This window comes from Paramesorhizobium salinisoli, from assembly GCF_003335045.1.
Lineage (GTDB): Bacteria > Pseudomonadota > Alphaproteobacteria > Rhizobiales > Rhizobiaceae > Paramesorhizobium > Paramesorhizobium salinisoli.
This window is the reverse complement of sequence record NZ_QOZG01000002.1, coordinates 192,937-213,154: the sequence shown is the minus strand read 5'-3', so window position 1 is coordinate 213,154 and position 20,218 is coordinate 192,937. Positions and strand designations below refer to the sequence as shown.

General features: G+C 61.6%; 22 protein-coding genes and 1 tRNA gene. 17 read left to right on the top strand and 6 right to left on the bottom strand.

Going from position 1 to position 20,218, the window contains the following annotated elements:
• Positions 1-24 precede the first annotated feature (24 nt).
• The 4 genes from DUT91_RS04560 to DUT91_RS04545 all read left to right on the top strand — a co-directional run bounded on the left by DUT91_RS04560 (position 25) and on the right by DUT91_RS04545 (position 2,023).
• Positions 25-492: a SoxY-related AACIE arm protein gene (locus DUT91_RS04560; protein WP_114439632.1), complete on the top strand. Its 468-nt coding sequence runs from the start codon at positions 25-27 to the stop codon at positions 490-492.
• The gene (gene soxZ / locus DUT91_RS04555; RefSeq protein ID WP_114439192.1) at positions 492-812 is read left to right on the top strand and encodes a thiosulfate oxidation carrier complex protein SoxZ; all 321 of its coding nucleotides are present in this window, start codon (positions 492-494) and stop codon (positions 810-812) included. Before DUT91_RS04560 ends, soxZ begins: the two co-directional genes overlap by 1 nt.
• Positions 812-1,591: a sulfur oxidation c-type cytochrome SoxA gene (gene soxA / locus DUT91_RS04550; protein WP_114439191.1), complete on the top strand. Its 780-nt coding sequence runs from the start codon at positions 812-814 to the stop codon at positions 1,589-1,591. Before soxZ ends, soxA begins: the two co-directional genes overlap by 1 nt.
• 192 nt (positions 1,592-1,783) lie before the next feature.
• On the top strand, positions 1,784-2,023 hold the full coding sequence (locus DUT91_RS04545) for a hypothetical protein (RefSeq protein ID WP_114439190.1): 240 nt from the start codon (positions 1,784-1,786) through the stop codon (positions 2,021-2,023).
• 514 nt (positions 2,024-2,537) lie between these two features.
• Here the strand turns inward: DUT91_RS04545 and DUT91_RS04535 are convergent.
• Together DUT91_RS04535 and DUT91_RS04530 are read right to left on the bottom strand one after the other, a co-directional pair.
• The gene (locus DUT91_RS04535; protein ID WP_281032599.1) at positions 2,538-2,792 is read right to left on the bottom strand and encodes a 3-keto-5-aminohexanoate cleavage protein; all 255 of its coding nucleotides are present in this window, start codon (positions 2,790-2,792) and stop codon (positions 2,538-2,540) included.
• A 584-nt stretch (positions 2,793-3,376) separates the two neighbouring features.
• Positions 3,377-4,375 (bottom strand): GlxA family transcriptional regulator, encoded by a 999-nt coding sequence (locus tag DUT91_RS04530; protein ID WP_114439189.1) that lies wholly within the window; start codon positions 4,373-4,375, stop codon positions 3,377-3,379.
• A 263-nt stretch (positions 4,376-4,638) separates the two neighbouring features.
• On the opposite strand from DUT91_RS04530, the gene DUT91_RS04525 reads away from it, so the two are divergent.
• The 6 genes from DUT91_RS04525 to DUT91_RS04505 all read left to right on the top strand — a co-directional run bounded on the left by DUT91_RS04525 (position 4,639) and on the right by DUT91_RS04505 (position 8,249).
• Positions 4,639-5,976 carry a tetratricopeptide repeat protein gene (locus tag DUT91_RS04525; RefSeq protein WP_114439188.1) on the top strand — a complete coding sequence of 446 codons (1,338 nt, stop codon included), beginning with the start codon at positions 4,639-4,641 and terminating at the stop codon, positions 5,974-5,976.
• A 3-nt stretch (positions 5,977-5,979) separates the two neighbouring features.
• A complete protein-coding gene (locus DUT91_RS27370; protein ID WP_114439187.1) occupies positions 5,980-6,141 on the top strand; it encodes a YjiS-like domain-containing protein in 162 nt (53 codons plus the stop codon).
• A 175-nt stretch (positions 6,142-6,316) separates the two neighbouring features.
• Complete coding sequence (locus tag DUT91_RS04515) at positions 6,317-6,760, top strand: carboxymuconolactone decarboxylase family protein (RefSeq protein ID WP_114439186.1); 444 nt, start codon at positions 6,317-6,319, stop codon at positions 6,758-6,760.
• Between the two features lie 82 nt (positions 6,761-6,842).
• A complete protein-coding gene (locus DUT91_RS27160) occupies positions 6,843-6,971 on the top strand; it encodes a hypothetical protein (protein WP_281032592.1) in 129 nt (42 codons plus the stop codon).
• A gap of 99 nt (positions 6,972-7,070) precedes the next feature.
• Positions 7,071-7,634: a GNAT family N-acetyltransferase gene (locus tag DUT91_RS04510; protein WP_114439185.1), complete on the top strand. Its 564-nt coding sequence runs from the start codon at positions 7,071-7,073 to the stop codon at positions 7,632-7,634.
• A 201-nt stretch (positions 7,635-7,835) separates the two neighbouring features.
• Complete coding sequence (locus DUT91_RS04505) at positions 7,836-8,249, top strand: hypothetical protein (protein WP_147272155.1); 414 nt, start codon at positions 7,836-7,838, stop codon at positions 8,247-8,249.
• Here DUT91_RS04505 and DUT91_RS04500 read toward each other — a convergent pair.
• A tRNA-Arg gene (locus DUT91_RS04500) sits at positions 8,220-8,296 on the bottom strand. The genes DUT91_RS04505 and DUT91_RS04500 overlap by 30 nt on opposite strands.
• A gap of 188 nt (positions 8,297-8,484) precedes the next feature.
• Positions 8,485-10,041, bottom strand: a complete 1,557-nt coding sequence (locus tag DUT91_RS04495) for a sensor histidine kinase (RefSeq protein ID WP_114439183.1) — start codon at positions 10,039-10,041, stop codon at positions 8,485-8,487.
• 214 nt (positions 10,042-10,255) lie between these two features.
• Here DUT91_RS04495 and DUT91_RS04490 point away from each other — a divergent pair, with 214 nt between their 5' ends.
• Together DUT91_RS04490 and DUT91_RS04485 are read left to right on the top strand one after the other, a co-directional pair.
• A complete protein-coding gene (locus tag DUT91_RS04490; protein ID WP_114439182.1) occupies positions 10,256-11,377 on the top strand; it encodes a carbohydrate kinase in 1,122 nt (373 codons plus the stop codon).
• Positions 11,374-12,297 carry a pseudouridine-5'-phosphate glycosidase gene (locus DUT91_RS04485; protein ID WP_114439181.1) on the top strand — a complete coding sequence of 308 codons (924 nt, stop codon included), beginning with the start codon at positions 11,374-11,376 and terminating at the stop codon, positions 12,295-12,297. Before DUT91_RS04490 ends, DUT91_RS04485 begins: the two co-directional genes overlap by 4 nt.
• Before the next feature lie 46 nt (positions 12,298-12,343).
• On the opposite strand, the gene DUT91_RS04480 is transcribed toward DUT91_RS04485, so the two are convergent.
• A complete protein-coding gene (locus tag DUT91_RS04480) occupies positions 12,344-13,357 on the bottom strand; it encodes an aldose epimerase family protein (RefSeq protein ID WP_114439631.1) in 1,014 nt (337 codons plus the stop codon).
• A 300-nt stretch (positions 13,358-13,657) separates the two neighbouring features.
• On the opposite strand from DUT91_RS04480, the gene ytfQ reads away from it, so the two are divergent.
• The 5 genes from ytfQ to DUT91_RS04455 all read left to right on the top strand — a co-directional run bounded on the left by ytfQ (position 13,658) and on the right by DUT91_RS04455 (position 19,069).
• Positions 13,658-14,623 (top strand): galactofuranose ABC transporter, galactofuranose-binding protein YtfQ, encoded by a 966-nt coding sequence (ytfQ, locus tag DUT91_RS04475; RefSeq protein ID WP_114439180.1) that lies wholly within the window; start codon positions 13,658-13,660, stop codon positions 14,621-14,623.
• A gap of 96 nt (positions 14,624-14,719) precedes the next feature.
• Entirely contained in the window at positions 14,720-16,270 is a 1,551-nt protein-coding gene (gene ytfR / locus DUT91_RS04470; RefSeq protein ID WP_114439179.1) for a galactofuranose ABC transporter, ATP-binding protein YtfR, read from the top strand.
• Complete coding sequence (locus DUT91_RS04465) at positions 16,267-17,310, top strand: ABC transporter permease (RefSeq protein ID WP_114439178.1); 1,044 nt, start codon at positions 16,267-16,269, stop codon at positions 17,308-17,310. The genes ytfR and DUT91_RS04465 overlap by 4 nt, the downstream gene beginning before the upstream one ends.
• A complete protein-coding gene (gene yjfF, locus DUT91_RS04460; RefSeq protein WP_114439177.1) occupies positions 17,307-18,296 on the top strand; it encodes a galactofuranose ABC transporter, permease protein YjfF in 990 nt (329 codons plus the stop codon). The genes DUT91_RS04465 and yjfF overlap by 4 nt, the downstream gene beginning before the upstream one ends.
• 11 nt (positions 18,297-18,307) lie before the next feature.
• Positions 18,308-19,069, top strand: a complete 762-nt coding sequence (locus DUT91_RS04455) for a FadR/GntR family transcriptional regulator (protein ID WP_114439630.1) — start codon at positions 18,308-18,310, stop codon at positions 19,067-19,069.
• A 109-nt stretch (positions 19,070-19,178) separates the two neighbouring features.
• On the opposite strand, the gene araD1 is transcribed toward DUT91_RS04455, so the two are convergent.
• A complete protein-coding gene (gene araD1, locus DUT91_RS04450) occupies positions 19,179-20,171 on the bottom strand; it encodes an AraD1 family protein (protein WP_114439176.1) in 993 nt (330 codons plus the stop codon).
• Positions 20,172-20,218 lie beyond the last annotated feature (47 nt).

Below are 20,218 nucleotides of genomic sequence, written 5' to 3'. Positions count from 1 at the left end.
AACCCGATTCGAGTTGATGAAACCATGGGAGCCCTGGGAGCCCTTGTCGGACGGCGGCAGTTTCTCCGGACCGGCATGACCGGCCTTCTGGTCATCAGCCTGCCGCGCTGGGCCGTTGCCCGCCCGAGCCTGGACGAAGCGATCCGCACCTTCACCGGCGGAGCTGCCGTCCTCGACGGCCGGGTCCGGCTTGACTTGCCGCCTCTGGTCGAGAACGGCAATGCCGTCGGGATCACGGTCGCCGCCGAAAGCCCGATGACCACGGACGATCATGTCCGGCGCATCGCGATCTTCAACGAGAAGAACCCGGAGGCGAATGTCGTGGTTTTCCACCTAGGCCCGCGCTCGGGCCGCGCCACCGTCTCTACGCGGATCCGGCTCGCGACTTCTCAGGTCGTTGTCGCGGTCGCCGAGATGAGCGACGGCAGCTTCTGGTCGAGCAGGGCGAGCGCGATCGTCACGCTGGCCGCCTGTATCGAGGATCTCTTGTAATGGCGCGCGCGCTTGTCAACGTGCCGAAGGAGGCCAAGCAAGGCGAGACCGTCGAAATCCGGGCGATGATCGCCCATCCGATGGAGACCGGCTATCGCGTCGGCCCGAACGGCATCAACATCCCCCGCGATATCATCCGCCGGTTCGCCTGCACTTATAATGGCGAGGAGGTGTTCCGGGCAGATCTCCATCCGGCAGTGTCGGCCAATCCCTTCTTCGCCTTCACGCTTGTCGCCCTGGCAAGCGGCACGATCGAATTTACCTGGACCGACGACGCCGGGGCAACGCAAACGGCGTCGGCCATGATCACGGTGAGCTGATGCGCACGCTCTGGCGGCTTGCAGCCATTGGTGTATCCGCTTTTTTTGGCATTGTCTCCGCCCGCGGCATCGAAGTCGGCGAGAAGCGCTCCGGCTTCGATTTCATGACGCCCGAGACGCAGGCGCTGCAGGCCGACGACATCAGCAATCCTGGCATGCTGTGGGTACTGCAGGGCGAGCAGCTCTGGCAGGAGCCGGAGGGAAGGGCGAATGTCGCCTGCTCCGGCTGCCATGGCGATGCGTCCCGGACAATGTCCGGCGTTGCCGTGCGCTACCCTGTCTTTGACGAGGCGACGGGCCGGCCGATCGACCTGGCCGGGCGTATCAATGCCTGCCGGACGGAGCGGCAGCAGGCTGAGCCTCTGGCGCCAGAGTCCGACGCGTTGCTCGCCCTGACAACCTATGTGACGCATCAATCGCGCGGCATGCCCGTCACACCGGCGAACGATCCCCGGCTTGCGCCGTTCCGCGAAAACGGCCGGCGTCTGTTCCAAAGCCGCATCGGCCAGCTCGATCTCTCCTGCGCTTCCTGCCACGACGACAATTGGGGCAAACGGCTCGGCGGCAGCGCCATCCCGCAGGCGCACCCGACCGGTTATCCGCTCTACCGGCTGGAGTGGCAGATGGTCGGATCGCTGCAGCGGCGCTTGCGCAACTGCATGATCGGCGTGAGGGCGGAGCCCTTCGCTTTCGGTGCGCCCGAATTCGTCGACCTGGAACTCTACCTTGCCGAACGGGCGCGCGGCCTGCCGGTCGAGACGCCGGCCGTGCGGCCGTGACGCTGCCTGCACGGATAGGCGGCCGAAAAAAGATGTATCCAAATTTGTCGAAGCGGGTGAAATCCGGCAAGTGCGAAGCTCCCACGTACATTCGCGTACATTTCGATGCTACTCGGGCAAACTCCTGCGACAGGGGCAGCATAAGGTTCAATCGTAAGCAGTAATACGCTCTTTCTAAAAAAGGAAAAAACGATGAACAAACTTCTCACGGCTTTCGCCCTCCTCGCCCTGTCGACGGGAGCTTCTCTCGCCGCCAATCAAAATCCGGATCGCGATCCTACCCGTGGATTCACCGCTGGTGTCGAGAAGAGCGAAATGATCCTGGACCACAATCCTACGGCCTCCTTGCCTCTCCCCGTGATAGCCCCGAAAGAAGGACAACCGCGGTCAGGCAAGCTTCTTAGAGGCCGCGCACCATGGGCGGGCCGTTAACCTGCACTGAACCTGTCTCCCGACGCTGGAATGTCCAATCACCCGCCATGCAAACGGGTGGTTGGACACGCGACGCAAGGTAACGAATTCTGCAGATTGAACCCGCCTGAATTGTCGTCAAGCGGGAGATGGAAGGAACAGACTCTCAGCACGGACTTTCGTCTCGACATTCAGTTCCGTCTTGCGTCGGGCCACGAGATCGAACCGAACCGAAATGATGCGCGATTGCGCGCGCACGATATCGTCGAGGGCGCCTCAGAAAACATGCATGTAAGTGAGAGAGGAATTGCCCACCTTTCGACATGCGACCGCACGGCAACCAGAGTTCCAGCGGCTGTCTCGTGCATATGGTCTATCTCCATCCTTACATCGGCCCACCCGAACTTGGACGTGTCAGCGTTCGGCCCATCCACGCGCCGAGCAGCTGAAAGCTCGCATCATCGACATGCCGACATCGTGTCGCACATCCCCGGATGGGCCACGCCTGCATAGATGATGATGCCGCCGCCGTTGCTCAAAACTCGACCCCGTCTCCCCCTGTGAGCTTGAGAAGGTCTCGCGCTTCGGCCGGCGTGGCAATCTCAAGGGACAATTCACCCAGGATTCGCCTGATCTTGGCGACCTGCTCTGCATTGCTCGTCGCGAGTTGGCCCTTGCCGATGTAGAGACTGTCCTCCAGACCGACCCGAACATTGCCACCCATTACGCGACAATATCCGGCGCAGCTACGAAATCTCCGCCTTAACTGGTTGCAGTGCTGGAAGCCGATATGACCGTTGACGTAGACACCAAAGTTCGCGTGGCAGACTCAGTTGCTAGAGCGGCTGAGAAAAGACAGTAATCCTGACCCAAAGGCAACTTGGTGGCCAAAAAGGCAAAATAGCTTGGCAGTCGACAAATTAAAATAAATGGCGCACCGTCGCGGGCGAAGATGAGAACTACGTTTGCGCTATAGCCCTATAAATGAGAGCTGTCATCGGTCGCGAACAGCAATCTAAGCTCATGGCGTAAAGGGGGCCGATTCTGGACCGACCGGTTCTGGCAAGAAACGGACAAAGCCGCCGTTCCGCAGTCGACCCCTTTGGGGTCGTTCCGTTGCCAGCTGCCGCTACCCGAAACCTGCCGTCCGTGTGCTACCGATCGTCGGCGTGAAGGGGGCTGTGAGCGGTCGGGCAGGTTCTCGCAACCAAAAGATGTTTGCGGTCATTCAACCCAATGGAACCGAGGGCTTCTGGCCAGCCCCAAGCTGCCGTTCCGCTGCGACGATCTATGATCGATATCGAGCTCGTCAGGACATGACCCAGGAGGATTCACAACCCCAAAGTTTGGGGTCCAGTGGCCTCCCGAAGCGAACTATCCGCGTGCGAAATCCGGGATTTGGAACCGACGACGGTACTCGCCGGGAGAGATGCCTGTCAGACGCCGGAACAGCCGGCTGAATGAGGAGGCGTCCTCGTAGCCGACTTCGCGGCCGACTGCATCGACGGGGGCTGAGCCGGTCTCGAGCATCTGCTTCGCCTCCTCGATGCGCAGCGCCTGGACATAGGCGAGCGGCGAGTAGCCGGTGGCGGCCTTGAAGCGGCGGTCGAACGTGCGCTTTGGCAAGCCCGATATGCGCGCCGCCCCGGTGATGACGTCGGCACGTTCGTAATTGTCCGCGAGCCAGGTCTGGCACTTGAGGACGAGGCCATCATCGTGCACGACGTTGACGGCCATGGATGCGTAGGGGAGTTGCCCGTCGCGGTGCCACTGGTAGAGGAACAATCTGGAGATACGGATCGCCTCTTCCCCGCTGCCATAGCGGGCGATGAGGAGGAGCGAGAGGTCCTGCCACGAGGAGGCGCCGCCGCATGAGATGATGCTGTGGCCCTCTCCGGTCTGGACCAGGATGCGGTCCTCATGCAGCCGGACGTCCGGGAACTCGCGACGGAACACGGGCACATGGCTCCAATGGGTCGTCGTCTCGCGGCCGGAGAGGAGCCCGGCCGCGGCCAGCACCAGAGAGCCACCACAGGCGGAGCAGATCACAGCGCCCTCACGGTGCATCTTCGCGACCCACGCGATGAGCCGGCGGTCGAGCGCGTAAAGTTCCTCGGGCGTGAATACGATTACGTTCGGCACGAATACGATGTCCGTCTGCCCGATATCGTCGATAGTATCCTGCGGAATAACGCTGACGCCTGTGATGAGCTGGAGCGGCCCGTGCTCGGCCGCGACGAGGCGCGGCTCGAAGAGCGGCTCCCCGGCCGAGTTCTTGAGGAATCTCCCCGCCGCCCAAAGCGTGTCGAAGACGCCGTAGATGATCGACGGATCGCATTCCCGAAAGATCACGATGCTGACGCGTTTCGGCACCGATTATCCCTCCTCCCATCCGTTTTTGGCTCATCTCGCACGGTTGCGGCCATTCTGCCTCGTGCCCATCCGCTGCACCACGTCTATTTCCCACCCGCTGTGCCAAGGGCACGAAAGTATCACGAAAGGTCAGTGAAACACAGAAGCTCGCTTGGACGGGAACATGGGCATGCAGCAGACCAACCAAGACCGGTAGAGCCGGCACTCTGCAAACCAGTTCACCCGCGATCCCGGCGATTAACCCAGTCAAGGAGTAGAACAAGATGCACTTGGATGCACAAGGCAATACGCTGTCCGGCGCAACGGCCGAGGCCGTGGAGTTTTTTAATCAGGCCGTAGAGGCCTTCAACATCTATCGCGGCGATCCGGTCGGTCTCGTAGACCAGGCAATCGCCATCGCGCCAGGCTTCGCCATGGCGTATATCCTCAAGGCGCATCTGTTCGGTCTCGCGACCGAGCCGGAGGCGACGAGGGAGGCGAAGGCGATCCTTGCCACGGTGCAGACACTGCGGTTCTCAGAACGCGAAGCGTCGCACGTCGCCGCTCTCGACCTGTTGCTGGAAGGGCAATGGACCGCCGCGGCGACTGCCCTCGACCGGCACAATGCAGACCATCCGCACGACATTGTGGCGTTGCAATCGGGTCACCTGATGGACTTCTACCGTGCCAGTGCGCGCGGCCTGCGCGACCGTATTGCCCGCGTGTTGCCCAAATGGTCGGACGGCATTCCGGGTCATTCCATCCTCCTGGGGATGCATGCGTTCGGCCTCGAGGAGGCCGGCGATTACGGTCGGGCTGAGGACACAGGTCGCCGCGCGCTAGACCTTCAGCCTCTCGACTCATGGGCACACCATGCCGTCGCTCATGTCATGGAGATGGAGGGACGGGCCGAGGACGGTATTGGCTGGATGATCGCACGCGAGCCGCATTGGTCGGGTGACGACAACTTTTTCAAGGTCCACAATTGGTGGCACCGGGCACTTTGCCATCTCGAACTCGGCCAGGCCGACGAGGTGCTCGCGCTCTATGACGGGCCGATCCGGCAGGACCGCAGCCTCGTCGCGCTCGACATGGTCGACGCCTCGGCCTTGCTTTGGCGGCTGCACCTGACAGGTCACGAAGTTGGAGAGCGCTGGCAGGAACTGGCGGCGGCCTGGGACAGCCATGCCGACGGGCGAACGTATCCGTTCAACGACTGGCACGCTGTGATGGCCTATCTCGGCGCTGGCCGGGCCAGGGATGCCGAACGTCTCCTCACGGGCTTCCGCGCAGGCGAGGGCGTGACGGAAGTCGACGCGTGGGGGCGCAAGACCGCGCTCCCGCTTATCGAGGGGTTCGTCGCGTTCTGGCGTGGCGACTACCAGACTGCAGCAGACCGCCTGCACGGCGCACGTCATATCGCCAACTCGTTCGGCGGCAGCCATGCACAGCGCGACATTATCGACTGGACGCTGACCGAGGTGACGGTGCGGGGCGGCATGACCGACATGGCCGATGCGCTCGCCAGCGAGCGTCTCGCGCTGAGGCCTCACAGCCCGGTGAATCGGTCTTTCCTGCGCCGCGCTCGTGGAAACGCGACTGCTGAACAGAAGGCAGCCTGAACGATGCCGATTTCCCAGCAAACCCTGTTCGAACGCTGGCGGGAAATGCGCAGGTGCCATCACGCCGAACGCGAGCTGCGCGCCGCGCTCGCCGAACTGAACGACCATCTCCTGAGGGACATCGGGCTTCAACCTCGCCGATCCGCCCGCGTACGCGGGCTGTAGCCCGAATATGACAATTCCCTGGATCTTCCGGGGATAGGTGGAAGGCGCCCTCAGTATTCTTCCGCCGATCAGCAAGGCTCTTTCCCTAAGCGGAAATACAGCCCGTGGCCCGGACTGAAGGCGATCCGGGCCTCGACCTTCTACGCCTTCGAACACGACAACGAAAGGAAGTCCCATGAAGTTCATCAAATCTGCCGCGGCGCTGGTCGCTGTTTCCACCCTTGCTTTCGGCATCGCCTCGGCCGCCGCCCAGGACAAGCCAACGATCGAGGAGACCTACGAGGATATCAAGTCGGTCTACGGCGTGACGCCGGAATATATGAAGGTCTACCCCAAGCAAGGCATTGCCGCCGCCTGGGCGTTGACCAAGGCGCTGGAAGTCGAACCCGGCGCGCTCGATCCGAAGATCAAGTCGCTGATCAACGTCGCTGTGGCGGCGCAGATCCCGTGCCGCTACTGCATCTGGCTCGACAGCAAGTTTGCCCGCGAACTGGGTGCAACGGACGCGGAGATCGCGGAAGCCGTGGCCCAGGCAGGGCTGACCCGCCACTGGAGCGCCATCCTCAACGGCATGCAGATCAACTTCGAAGACTTTAAGGCCGAGTTCGGCGGCGACTGAAACCTGCGGAAAGAGGCTCGTCGGGAACCGATTCCGGCGGCCCGTCCAATCCAACACGTGCGCATCGCAGAAGGACTGTCAGATGACCCACAAAACTCATTCGATCGCGATCATGCTGTCGATAGCTTCGTTGTCGGCGCTGATCCTGATGGCAATCCTCGTCGCCTATGCCTGGCTCAACGCCGGGCCAATCCTCGATATGCGCCTCTAGCCGCGTCACGCGACCGGATCAGTCCCTCGATGCCAGCCAACGGCCGGCTGCCACGCACGATCAACACAAGCGCCAACACGTCACGCGAAAGGAAAAAACATGTTGAACGACACAGCCTCATCCCGCTACATCGTCCGCCATGCTCGGCCGGCCGACATCCCCGCGGTACGGGCCATGCAGGAGCGCTCCATGTGGGTTCTCGGCAGCGACTTCTACACCGCCGGAGAGATCGCCACCTTCCTCACCCTGTTTGGAACGATGGACGACGCGGTGGTGGAGGAAGGCCACTACTTCATGGCCGAGGACCATCGCGGCGCAATCCTCGGCAGCGGCGGCTGGACACGTTCCCGCCCGCCCTACCACAACGCGATTGCCGAGGCCGAAGCGCCTATCGGCATGGCGACCGTCCGCAGCGTGTTTGTCGATCCCGCCGCCACGCGTCGCGGAGTTGCATCGGCGATCATGATGCGAACGGAACGGGATGCGCGGGAACATGGCGTCGATACGCTCCACCTCACAGCGACGCTCTCCGGCTTCGCGCTATACCAGGCGATCGGATACCGAACGGAAGAAGCGACAGAACTGAGATTCCCGGATCAATCGAGCTTCGGCTGCATCAGGATGCAAAAGACACTGGAAAAACCGCGGACCAGGGCTGCTTGAGCGGGCTCGATTGGTGACGGCTTACTGTTGGAAGCTGACCAACACGAACCTCATTTTCGCGGTCCGAAAATGGCGCAACTGTAGCTGCAGATCCGTCATTGCGATGTCCGCTTTGCATTGACGAAAAAGGCGAACTTTGGGCATCCACCTCCGGTTCGGCAGTAGGTCAGGTGAATTTTGGCGATGGTTGGTCGAAGTCTCTTGAAGGAGATGATACCCGCCACTTTTTCAAGTTGTTCTCGACTGTCGATGGAGGCCGAAGATCCCAACCTCAAGGAACGCTTCCTTGGCCTCAAGCTGCAACGAGACGAACTGGCTATCGAAATCAGGGAGCTTCAGGAGCCGCTATCATCCAGCGAGCCTGAAATCACGCCGGAGAAAATCGAACGGTTTGCTCAATTGCTACGCGACCGGCTCGTGAAAGGCTCCGCGGAACTCCGGCAGGCCTATGTACGGATACTCATGCAGGGGGTAAGCGTTACGAAGAAGGAGATCAAAATCAGCGGGTCGAAAGCGACCCACGCAAAAGCAGCCTCACAAGGATTGGGAGCGACCTCGCCGGCAGTTCTCTCTTTTGTTCGAGAATGGCGCGCCCGAAAGGATTCGAACCTCTGACCCCCAGATTCGTAGTCTGGTGCTCTATCCAGCTGAGCTACGGGCGCGTGCCACTTGTGCGCTTCAAGCGCAGCGCGGTTCCTAATGGGTTCGGCTCCCAATTGCAAGCGCTTATGACAAAAAACTGTAACTGTTGGGCAATTTCTCGCATGCCGACGAATGGTCCTGCAATGCCGCTTCCAGAAAGCGTGGAAAAGCCGAATTGCTGCGGTGCCGACGCATCGCGCAAGCGGGCTCAGGCGCTCTTGCCTGCCTCTGCCGCTTCCTTTTGCCGGCGCCAGTTGGCCAGAGAAACCGGCATGTCGGGAATGCGGATTTCGAATCGGGTGCCGCATGTCCGGTCGTCGCGCAATTCGATCGTGCCGCCATGCGCGCGCACCAGTTCATGCGCGATGGCGAGGCCGAGGCCGGAGCCGTCGCTGCGCGTCGAGCCGCGAAACGCGGTGAAGAGATTGTCTCGGGCCTTTTGCGGCAGGCCGGGCCCTGTATCCTCGATGCCGATGATGGCGACAGAGCCGACCCGTCCCGCCGTGACTGTCAGGCGCTTGATGACGCTCTCGTCGCCGGGGCGGTCCGCGCTCATCGCCTGAATGGCGTTGCGGCAAAGATTGGTGATAATGCGGAAGAACTGCTCCGTATCCGCATCCATCTCGAAATCCGACGGCACGAGATTGCGGAATTCTATGCCGCTGTCGGGCTCGATGGACAGCGTTTCCTCGACATCGGCGATGATGGTGTGGAGCAGGACGCGGCGCTGCTTGGGCGGGGCCTCCTGGGCCCGGCCATAAGCGATGACGCTTTCGGCATAGCTGATCGCCCTGTTGAGCGTGCGGATGAGCTTGGGCGCGAAACGCTGCACCATCGGGTCCTTGGCATCGGCCAGATGATCGGACATCAACTGCGCGGAGGCGAGGATATTGCGCATGTCGTGGTTGATCTTCGAAACCGCCAGCCCGAGATCGGCGAGATGCTTCTGTTCGGAGAATGTGCGCTGCAAGTCGCTCTGGATCGCCGCCAGCTGGCGCTGCGCCACGCCCAACTCGTCCCGGCGGCTGTCGGGAATGATGATGCGCGTCGGATCGTCGGGCGCCTGGGCGAAATTGATCATGTTGCGGTGCATGCGACGCACCGGGCGCAGCAGCAATTCGTTGATGGCGAGGTAGACGAGGCTCGCGGCGATCAGTGAAATGACGAAGGACAGCAAGGCGACGTTGCGTGCATAGAGCAGCATGGCTTCACGCAGCGGCTCGTCGGATGTCACGAGTTCGATGGTCCTGCCGCTGTCGTCCGCCGGGCCGTAGACCCGCAATGTGCGGTTGCCTCCGGTAAAGAGCGTGTCGAAGGCGTCCCATATCGCCGCCGCCTCGCTGGTGTGGGAGACGTCGATATGCTGGTCGATGGTCTGCGGCATTTCCGACATGGCGAGCAGGCGCGAGGCGCCTTTCTCACGCAGCGCGATTGCCTTCGTCCCGGTCGCCAGGAGCACGCTGTCCTGTACCTCCCGCGGCACGACGGGGCTTTGGCTGTCTGCCAGCACGATACTGGCGGCGGCCACCGTGTCGAGCCGCGTCGTCAGCCAGCGCATCCGCATGCTGGCGATGGAAGGGACGAAGATGAGCACTTCCGCCACAAGAACGGAAAGGACCGTCAGGAGCAGCAACTTGCTGGAAAGACGGTGCCGCAGCGGCAACTTGATCAGTGGGCGGTTTTTCTCGCAGGCGCTGGCGCGGCATGCCGAGCCGGGAAGGTTGTCGCTGCCGTCTGTCACCGAGCCCACTTCGTTTTCAGCCATGATTGATCCGAGATTCTATCCGGCGAGGAGTGCTGCCGGCAACAGTATGAGCGCACCTCGATCATTTCTGCGATCGGGGCAGTATGACCATATATACGCCCTGGAAGCGTGCTTTTCCATGGCAACGCCCTGCAACACCTTGAAAACAGATGTTGATACTGTAGTCACAAGTTGGTAAGCCTCGGCAGGACAATGGTTGGTGATCGGGTGCGGCATGGACGATCTTGGCGCGCAGGAGCGTGCGGTTCTGGAACTCATAACGGCCAATCCCTTCGCCGGGCAGCAGGATATCGCCAACATGCTGGGTCTGGCGCGTTCGACGGTGGCGGCTCATGTCGTCCAGCTCGTGCAGAAGGGCTATATCCTCGGTCGTGGCTATGTTCTGCCCGCATCTAAGCGCATTGCCGTTCTCGGCGGCGCCGTATTTGACCGCAAATACCATGCCCGCGCGCCGCTGATCTCAGCTACGTCCAATCCGGTGGATGGCCACCGCAGTTTTGGCGGTGTGGCGCGCAACGTGGCGGAAAATCTCGCCCGCCTCGGCGTGACGACAAGCTTTGTGTCAATCGTCGGCGACGATGATACGGGGCGCTCGATCATCCGCCATTTGCGTGATCTTGGCGTGGATACCAGCCAGATCATCGTCACAGGTGAAGCGCCGACCGCTGAATATGCCGCCATATTGGGGATGGAGAATGAGCTGGTGCTGGGCATCGCGGATATGGGCATTTTCGATCTGTTTCAGCCCGCCCATCTCGATCGCGCCTGGCCGCATCTGGCCGCCGCCAGCTGGGTCTTCGCCGACTGCAATCTGCCTGATGAGACGCTGCGGGCGCTGATCACCCGCAAGCAAGGCGCGCGCTTCCGGCTCGCCATCGATACGGTGTCTTCGCCCAAGGCCAGACGGCTGCCGAAGGATCTGACGGGCATTGATATTCTCTTCCTCAATCTGGATGAAGCCCACGCGGTGCTGGGCCGTCACGAAAACGAACCCCGCCTCTCGCCGGAAGAGGCGACAGACAGGCTGCGGGCGGGGGGTATCTGCGAAGTCGTGCTGACCATGGGCGCGGCAGGCCTGCTTGTATCGGGCGCCGAAGGCATGGCAAGGATCGATGCCGTTCCAGCCCAGCCGGTCGATGTGACCGGCGCGGGTGACGCCATGATCGCGGGCACGCTCTATAGTCTTCTCACCGGCGCAAATCTTGCCAATGGCGCGCGCACCGGCTCGCTGCTGGCGACGCTGACGACCGAGAACAAGGCAAGCGTTCACCCGCTGCTTTCACCGCAATTTCTCGCGGCTCATCTCCATCGAATCCCAGAAAGGACTCCGCTATGACCGCACCGCTTCTCCACCCGACCGAAGAGGTCAAGGCCGCGATAGCGGACGGCGCGCCGCTCGTGGCGCTTGAATCGACCATCATCACCCATGGCATGCCCTATCCCGCCAATCTGGAAATGGCGCGCAAAGTGGAGGCCGTGATCCGCAGCCATGGCGCAATTCCGGCAACCACGGCCGTGGTCGAGGGCAAGATCCGCGTCGGGCTGGCCGACCGGGAAATCGAGAGGCTGGCGCAGGCCACGGACGCGGTGAAAGCATCGAGCCGTGACCTCGCGGCGGCCATGGTGCAGGGCCGCTCCGCAGGCACCACCGTTTCCGCCACCATGCGGATCGCAGCCCTCGCTGGCATCGACATCTTTGCCACCGGCGGCGTTGGCGGCGTGCACAGGGGCGCGGAGGCGACATTCGACATCTCAGCCGACCTGACCGAACTCGGCCAGACCGCAACCACCGTCGTCTGCGCCGGCGTCAAGTCGATCCTCGATATCCCCAAGACGCTCGAATATCTGGAAACCCAGCGCGTGCCTGTTATCGCCTATGGCAGCGACGATTTCCCGGCCTTCTACACCCGCTCCAGCGGCTGCAAGGCCGACCACCGGCTGGATACGCCGGAGGAGATCGCCAGGGCCATGCTCCTGCACGCGCAATTGGGCTCAGGCACCGGCATCCTCGTCGCCAACCCGATCCCCGAGACGGACGCGCTCGACCCGGCCTTCATCGACGGCACGATCGCCGAGGCCGTGGCCGAAGCGGCAAGGCGCGGCATTGAACGCAAGGAGCTGACCCCATTCCTGCTTTCCCGCATCAACGAATTGTCCAAAGGCGCGAGCCTCAAGGCCAATATCGCGCTTGTGCTCAACAACGCCGATCTGGCGGCCCGCATGGCTGTGGCGTTTGCGAGGGTGAAGCTGGGGTGATGTCGGGTTGCAGCGCGCTGCACCATCTCAACATCTGGCAGCCCCCTCAATCTCCCAGGCTAAACCCGTACTGCGTCACCTGCCGATAAATCTCTCCCGGGCGCAGCACGGATCCGGGAAAATGCGGATGATGGATGGCGTCTGGGAAGCGTTGCGGCTCGAGGCATAGCCCGCCGAAGCGCTTGCCTTGCCGTCCTCCGCGCAAGGGCTGCGGCACCGGCAGGAAATTGCCGTCGTAGAATTGCAGTCCGGGTTCCGTGGTCCAGATTTCCATCTCGATGCCGCTTTGCGGGCCTTCCAGCCTTGCGGCGGGGCGGGGCGTTGCCGCGGGCTCCATCGCGAGGACGAAATTGTGGTCGTAGCCAGTGTGGGCATTGCCGGAATGGATGGCGCGCGGCGTGCTGAAATCGAAGATGGTGCCGGCCACGGGCGCGATTTCGCCGGTCGGGATGAGGTTGTTGTCGACAGGCGTATAGGCCTGCGCCGGTATGGTCAGCCTGTGGTCGAGGATCGTATCGGAACCGTCGAGATTGAAATAGGCGTGGCCCGCGAGATTGACGAGGGTAGGGCGGTCGGTCTCGGCGATAAGTTCGAGCGTCAGCGTCATCCCCTCGATGGAGTAGCGGCAGATCGTGCGCACTTCGCCCGGATAGCCCTCGTCGTCATGCGGCGAGACGAGTGTCAGCGTCACCGACGATGGCCCGGCGTCCGCAATGCTCCACAGCTTGGCGGAAAATCCCTCGACGCCGCCATGAAGATGTGTGCGGCCGTTCTCATTCAAGCTGAGCTGATGATCGACCCCGTCGAGCGTAAACCGTCCCCCGGCGATGCGGTTGGCGCAGCGCCCGGCGATCGCGCCGACATAGGCCGTCTGAGCCAGATAATCCTCGAGTCGGTCGAAGCCAAGGACGACTGAATGGGGGCCGTTTTCGGTTGGCAGGGTCAAATCGGCCAGCGTCGCCCCGTAGGTGAGGATGCGCGCGCGCAACTCAGGCCCGCCGATATCGATCGCATGCACCGTCTGCCCGCCCGCCAGATGTCCGTATTCAGTCTTTTTCATTGCGATTGCGTCCCACATTTCGCGTTTTGTTTTCTTTCCGCCATTCTTTCGGTTTTTTCGCGAGAGCGCAAAGGGTACCGTAAATTGCATGCGGAAAATTGAAATAGCGTCTTTTCAATTTATATTACTATATGATAATAACTAGAACAGTTCGGGAGGACATTACAGTGCCGTACGTTTTCAGGAGCGTGCAAAGGAGAGCTGTAAGTTATTGAATCTGCGCATCGTGTTTTGCGAAAGCCGACTTCGGCTTTGGGCTCGGTGCGTTGGTCCGGACAGTGAACGACAAGGGAGGAAACAATGTCGTATTTGAAGCGCATGATGATGAGCACGGTCGCAGCGGTTGCATTTGCCGGCGCCGCGAATGCTGCTGACCTGACGGTCGGTTTTTCGCAGATCGGATCGGAATCCGGCTGGCGCGCCGCGGAGACCGCCGTCACCAAGATTGAAGCGGAAAAGCGCGGCGTCGATCTCAAGATCGCCGATGCTCAGCAGAAGCAGGAAAACCAGATCAAGGCCATTCGCGGCTTCATCGCTCAAGGCGTGGACGGCATTTTCGTCGCTCCGGTCGTGGCGACGGGCTGGGATGCGGTTCTGGAAGAAGCCAAGGATGCCGAAATCCCGGTTATTCTTCTCGACCGGACCATCGAGACCGCAAATCCCGACCTCTATTTGACGGCTGTCACATCCGACACCGTTCATGAAGGCAAGGTCGCGGGCGACTGGCTGGTGAAGACGATCGGCGACAAGCCCTGCAATATCGTCGAATTGCAAGGCACCGTTGGCTCGAGCCCCGCGATCAACCGCAAGAAGGGCTTCGAGGAAGGCATTGCCGGCCACGCAAACCTGAAGATCGTCCGCAGCCAGACGGGCGATTTCACACGCTCCAAGGGCAAGGAAGTGATGGAAGGCTTCCTCAAGGCGGAGAACGGCGGCAAGGACATCTGCGCGCTCTACGCTCATAATGACGACATGGCCGTCGGCGCGATCCAGGCCATCAAGGAAGCGGGCCTCAAGCCCGGCAAGGATATCCTGGTCGTCTCCATCGACGCCGTTCCGGATATCTTCAAGGCGATGGCCGACGGCGAAGCCAATGCGACGGTCGAACTGACCCCGAACATGGCCGGTCCCGCTTTCGATGCGCTGAAGGAATTCAAGGACAGCGGCAAAGCTCCGCCGAAATGGATCCAGACCGAATCGAAGCTCTACACGCAGGCCGACGATCCAATGAAGGTCTATGAGGAGAAAAAGGGCCTCGGCTACTAATCTCTTCGTCCTTCGTTTGGTGGCAGCCGTTCCCTCCGGGGGGCAGGGGACGGCTGCTGCAAGCCATGGGGAAGTGGACAGAGGAGGAGCGGCAGTATGACGGCAAACGTCTCACCGCAGGACGATGTGCTCCTGAGCGTCGAAAACATTCATAAGTCGTTTCTTGGATTCAAGGCGCTGGATGGTGTCGATTTCGATATTCGCGCAGGCGAAATCCACGCGCTTCTCGGCGAAAATGGCGCCGGAAAATCGACATTGATCAAGGTTCTGACCGGCGTGCATCAGCCTGATTCCGGCGTGATCCGCTTCGAAGGTCGGGAGATCGGCGTACGCGACACGCTGCAGGCGCAGCATCTCGGCATCGGCACCGTCTATCAGGAGGTCAATCTACTGCCCAATCTGTCGGTGGCGGAAAATCTCTTCATTGGCCGCCAGCCCAAGCGCTTCGGCTTTGTCGATCGCCGCGAGATGGAAAGGCGCGCCCGTGCGCTGCTGGCCCAGTACGGCATGGATATCGATGTCTCGGCCGATCTGGCGCAATATTCGGTAGCGGTGCAGCAGCTGATAGCGATTGCCCGCGCCGTCGATCTCTCGGGCAAGGTGCTGATCCTCGACGAGCCGACCGCCAGCCTCGACCGGAACGAGACGGAAATGCTCTTCGCCGTGATGCGCCAGCTCAAGGAGCGCGGGATGGGCATCGTCTTCATCACCCATTTCCTCGACCAGGTCTACGCCGTCAGCGACCGCGTGACGATCCTGCGCAACGGCAAGCTCGCGGGAACGGCGCTGACCAAAGAACTGAGCAAGATCGACCTCGTTTCCAAGATGCTGGGTCGCACGCTTGCAGAGGTCACCCATACGACGCACCGCACCGCACCGCCGGCCTCGGCACGACGAATCTCTTTTCGCGGTTACGGCCTATCGCGCAGCATCGCGCCTTTCGATCTCGATATCAGCGAGGGCGAAGTGGTTGGCGTAGCCGGGCTTCTCGGATCTGGCCGCACCGAAACGGCGCGGCTTCTCTTCGGCATCGATGTTCCCGATAGCGGCAAGGCCACGGTTGATGGCAAGGAGATCCGCCTGTCTTCGCCGCGCGAGGCGGTGGCGGCGGGTTTCGGCCTCTGCCCCGAAGACCGCAAGACCGACGGTATCGTCGGCGACCTTTCCGTGCGGGAGAACATCGCGCTCGCGCTGCAGGCGCGGCGCGGCTGGCTCCGCCGCCTGTCGAGCCGGGAGCAGTCGGAACTGGCCGACCGCTTTATCAAGGCGCTCGATATCCGCACCTCCGACATGGAAAAGCCGGTGAAATTTCTCTCCGGCGGCAACCAGCAGAAGGTCATCCTCGCCCGCTGGCTTGCCACCAATCCGCGCTTCCTCATCCTCGACGAGCCGACGCGCGGCATCGATGTCGGTGCGCATGCGGAAATCATCACGCTCATCAACCGGCTCTGCGACGATGGCATGGCGTTGCTGGTCATCTCCTCCGAGATCGAGGAGATCGTCGCTTATTCGAGCCGTGTCCGCGTGCTGCGCGACCGTGTCCACACCGCGGAACTGACCGGCAAGGACATCAACGCGGCGACAATCATGCGCACTATCGCAGCAGATACTCCCCTCGGGGACGAGCCCATGGAGGCCAAACAATGAACGGTTTCATGTCCGGCCCCATCGGAAAGGCCATGCCGCAACTCCTGTCGCTGGCGGCCATTTTGTTTTTCAGCTATTTATCCTTTCCCGGCTTCTTCGACATCCGCCTTCAGGATGGCCGCCTCTTCGGCAGCTTGATCGACGTGCTCAATCGTGGCGCGCCGGTGGTGATCCTCGCCATCGGCATGACCGCCGTCATCGCCTCCAAGGGAGTCGATCTCTCGGTCGGCGCGGTCATGGCGGTTTCGGGGGCGATTGCGGCGACACTGGCAGTCGAGGGCTATCCGCTGGCGGTCATCATCCTGGCGGCGCTCGGTGTCGGCCTCCTCTGCGGCTTGTGGAACGGCCTGCTCATCGCCTTCTTCGACCTGCAGCCCATCGTCGCCACGCTGATATTGATGGTGGCGGGGCGCGGTATCGCCCAGCTCATCACCGAGGGCACCATCGTCACGTTCAACGACCCCGGCCTGATCTTCTTCGGTACCGGCGCCTTCCTCGGCATTCCCATGCCTATCGTTCTCGCGGCGGTGCTCGGCCTCGTCGCCATCCTGCTGGTGCGGCGCACCGCGCTCGGGCTCCTCATCGAGGCGATCGGCGTCAATCGCAGCGCCAGCACGTTTTCCGGCATCAACAGCCGCTTTATCATCTTTGTCGTCTATGGCTTCAGCGGCCTGTGCGCGGGGCTGGCGGGCATCATCGTTGCCGCCGATATCCGTGGCGCGGACGCCAACAATGCCGGGCTCTGGCTGGAGCTCGACGCCATCCTTGCCGTCGTGATCGGCGGCACCTCGCTTCTTGGCGGCCGCTTCAGCATCCTGATGTCGATCCTCGGCGCCATCATCATCCAGGCAATGAACACCGGCATCCTGATCTCGGGCTTCCCGCCGGAATATAACCTCATCCTGAAAGCCGCCGTCATCATCATGATCCTGCTGGCGCAATCCGCCTCGGCCTCGGGCTTCGGAACATTCCTGAAGCGCGAGCTGAAGCCGGTTCCGCCGCCCGGAAACACGACAGAGCGGCAGGAAATCCGACCATGAACACCCGTCTTCTGCCTTTCTATGCCACGCTGCTGATCTGTGTGTTGCTCTATGCGGCCTGCGTGATCCAATTTCCCAACATGCTGTCGACGCGCGTCCTCGGCAATCTCCTGACGGACAATGCCTTCCTCGGCATCGCGGCGGTTGGCATGACCTTGGTAATCATTTCGGGCGGCATCGATCTTTCGGTCGGTTCGGTCATCGCCTTCACCGGCGTCCTGATCGCCGTTCTGGTGAGCCATCACGGCATGCATCCGCTGGCCGCCTTCGCCATCGCGCTAACATTTGCGGCGGTCTTCGGCGCGGCCATGGGCGCGATCATCCATTATCTCAACGTGCCCGCCTTCATCGTCACGCTGGCAGGCATGTTCCTCGCGCGCGGGCTTTGTTTCGTCCTGACGACGCAGTCGATACCGATCAACCATCCCTTCTACACCGCTTTGCAGGGGCTCTACTGGCGCCTTCCGGGCGGCGGCAGGTTGACCTTCATCGGCGGGCTTATGCTGGCGGTGTTCGCAGCGGGCATCATCATCGCCCATTTCACCAAGTTCGGCTCCTACGTCTATGCCATCGGCGGCAACCGCACCTCAGCCGAGCTGATGGGGGTCCCGGTCGCGCGCACCACCATCGGCATCTATGCCCTGTCAGGCTTCCTCTCCGGTCTCGCCGGCATCGTCTTCTCGCTCTACACCTCCGCCGGCTATTCCTTGTCGGCCGTCGGCGTGGAGCTGGATACGATCGCAGCCGTGGTCATCGGCGGAACGCTTCTGACCGGCGGCGTAGGCTATGTCGCGGGAACCTTCTTCGGCGTTCTCATCCAGGGCATTATCCAGACCTACATCGTCTTCGACGGCACGCTTTCGAGCTGGTGGACCAAGATTGTGGTGGGAATACTGCTTTTCGCGTTCATTGCGTTGCAGCGCGTTCTTGTGTTTGTGTCGGAAAGGCGCATATCGGGGCGTACCATAGCAAGGAGCACCGGGTGACAACCAACAAGATGCAGCTTGGCCAATATGATTTCAGCTCGTCGGCGCAATCGCGCACCCATCATGCGCATGTCATGCATGATCTGGGGCTTGGTATCGTCAAGGGATTTTATGCCGAGAACAGCATCCTGCCCGGCGACGCCGAACTTCTTGAACGCTTCGGCGTTTCGCGCACAGTCCTGCGCGAGGCCCTGAAGACGCTTGCGGCCAAGGGGTTGATCCAGCCCAAAGCCAAGATCGGGACGCGGGTGCGCGAGCGCTCGCAATGGAACCTGTTCGATTCCGATATCCTGATCTGGCATTTCGAGGCGGGCGTTGACCTGAAGTTCATGGAGAGCCTTGCCGAAATGCGGCTGGCGCTCGAGCCGGAAGCAGCTGCGCTCGCCGCCCAAAGGCGCACGCAAAGTCAGCTTGCCGAGCTCTATCGCTGGGCGGATCGGATGGGCAATCGCAACGATACCGCGCAGGACTTCGTCTATAGCGATCTGCAATTCCATCTGACGGTTGCCGAAGCATCGGGCAATCCGTTCATGCGCTCCTTGAGCGCCCTCATCGAGGTGGCGCTCGTCACCGCATTCACGCTTTCCTCGCCCATTCCGGATTCGCAGCTCCATGCCACATCCGCCATGAAGCATCGCGCCATCGCCGATGCCATTGCGGCGCAGGATCCGGAAGCAGCCCGCGCCGCCATGCGGCTCGTCATTTTCGAAGGCGCGGAGCGGAGCGCACAGGCCGCCCGCGAAAGGGACGATCTGGAAAGCGAAAGCGCTTAGGCCAGCTTATCGGCAGATACACTCCGCACGGCCTGAATGGTGAGGCATGAATCCCCATGCTTGTCACAGGGATTCACGTTTTCAACGGCATCTCTGGATGCCTTTCAGCTCAGAGCGCCTTGATCTTCACTTTCTCCGCCTTGGAATTGCGCAGCGGATTGCGCAGCGGCAGGCCGAAATCCCCGGCTTCGATCTCGAACACGTCGCCCGGCTCGGTGCGGATGCTGTCGGCGAAGGAAAGGGTCGCGGTTCCGAACATGTGGATGTGGATGTCGCCCGGTTGGCGGAAAACCTCATATTTGAAATGATGGTATTCCAGATTGGCGATTGTGTGGGACATGTTGTCCTCGCCTGACAGGAATGGCTTTTCCCACAGCGTCTTGCCCTTGCGCAAGATGCGCGAGGTGCCGTTGATATGGTCCGGCAGTTTGCCTGTCCGCAGCTCGGGCCCGATGGAGCATGGGCGCAGCTTGGAATGGGCGAGGTAGAGATAGTTGACCCGCTCCATGATGTGGTCGGAAAATTCATTGGCAAGCGCGAAACCGAGGCGGAAGGGCGTGCCGTCCGGGCCGATGAGATAGATGCCGGCGATCTCGGGTTCCTCGCCGCCATCGTCGGCGAAAGAAGGCGACAGGAGTGCCGCGCCCGGAGCGACCAGCATCGTGCCATTGCCCTTGTAGAACCATTCGGGCTGCACGCCGACCTTGCCCTTTTCAGGCTTGCCCGCTTCGAGCCCCATCTGGAACATCTTCATGGAATCGGTGAGATTCTCGTCCTTCTGCGCCGAAGCCTTCTTGTGCATTGCATCGCGCGTCGCGGCGGAGCCGAGATGCGTCAGGCCGGTTCCGGTGAGATGGATATGCGCTGCATCGGGTGCGTCGATCGGCGATAGGAGGCGCCCTTCGTCATAGGCTGCATCCACGTCGACGGCTTTGCCTAGCCCGCGCGCTTCGGCGGCGGCGGCAATCGTGGTTTCGCCTTCGACGGCCGCATGGGCAAGCTCGAGCACCGAGCGCGTACGTCGAACGATGAAGAAGCCGTCCTTTGTCCGCGCCGCGACCTGCCGTTTACCTTTTTCGTTGATCAGTTGAACCAGATTCAAAATACCCTCCCAATTCCACGGGTTCATCCCTTCGAAGGATGTCCATT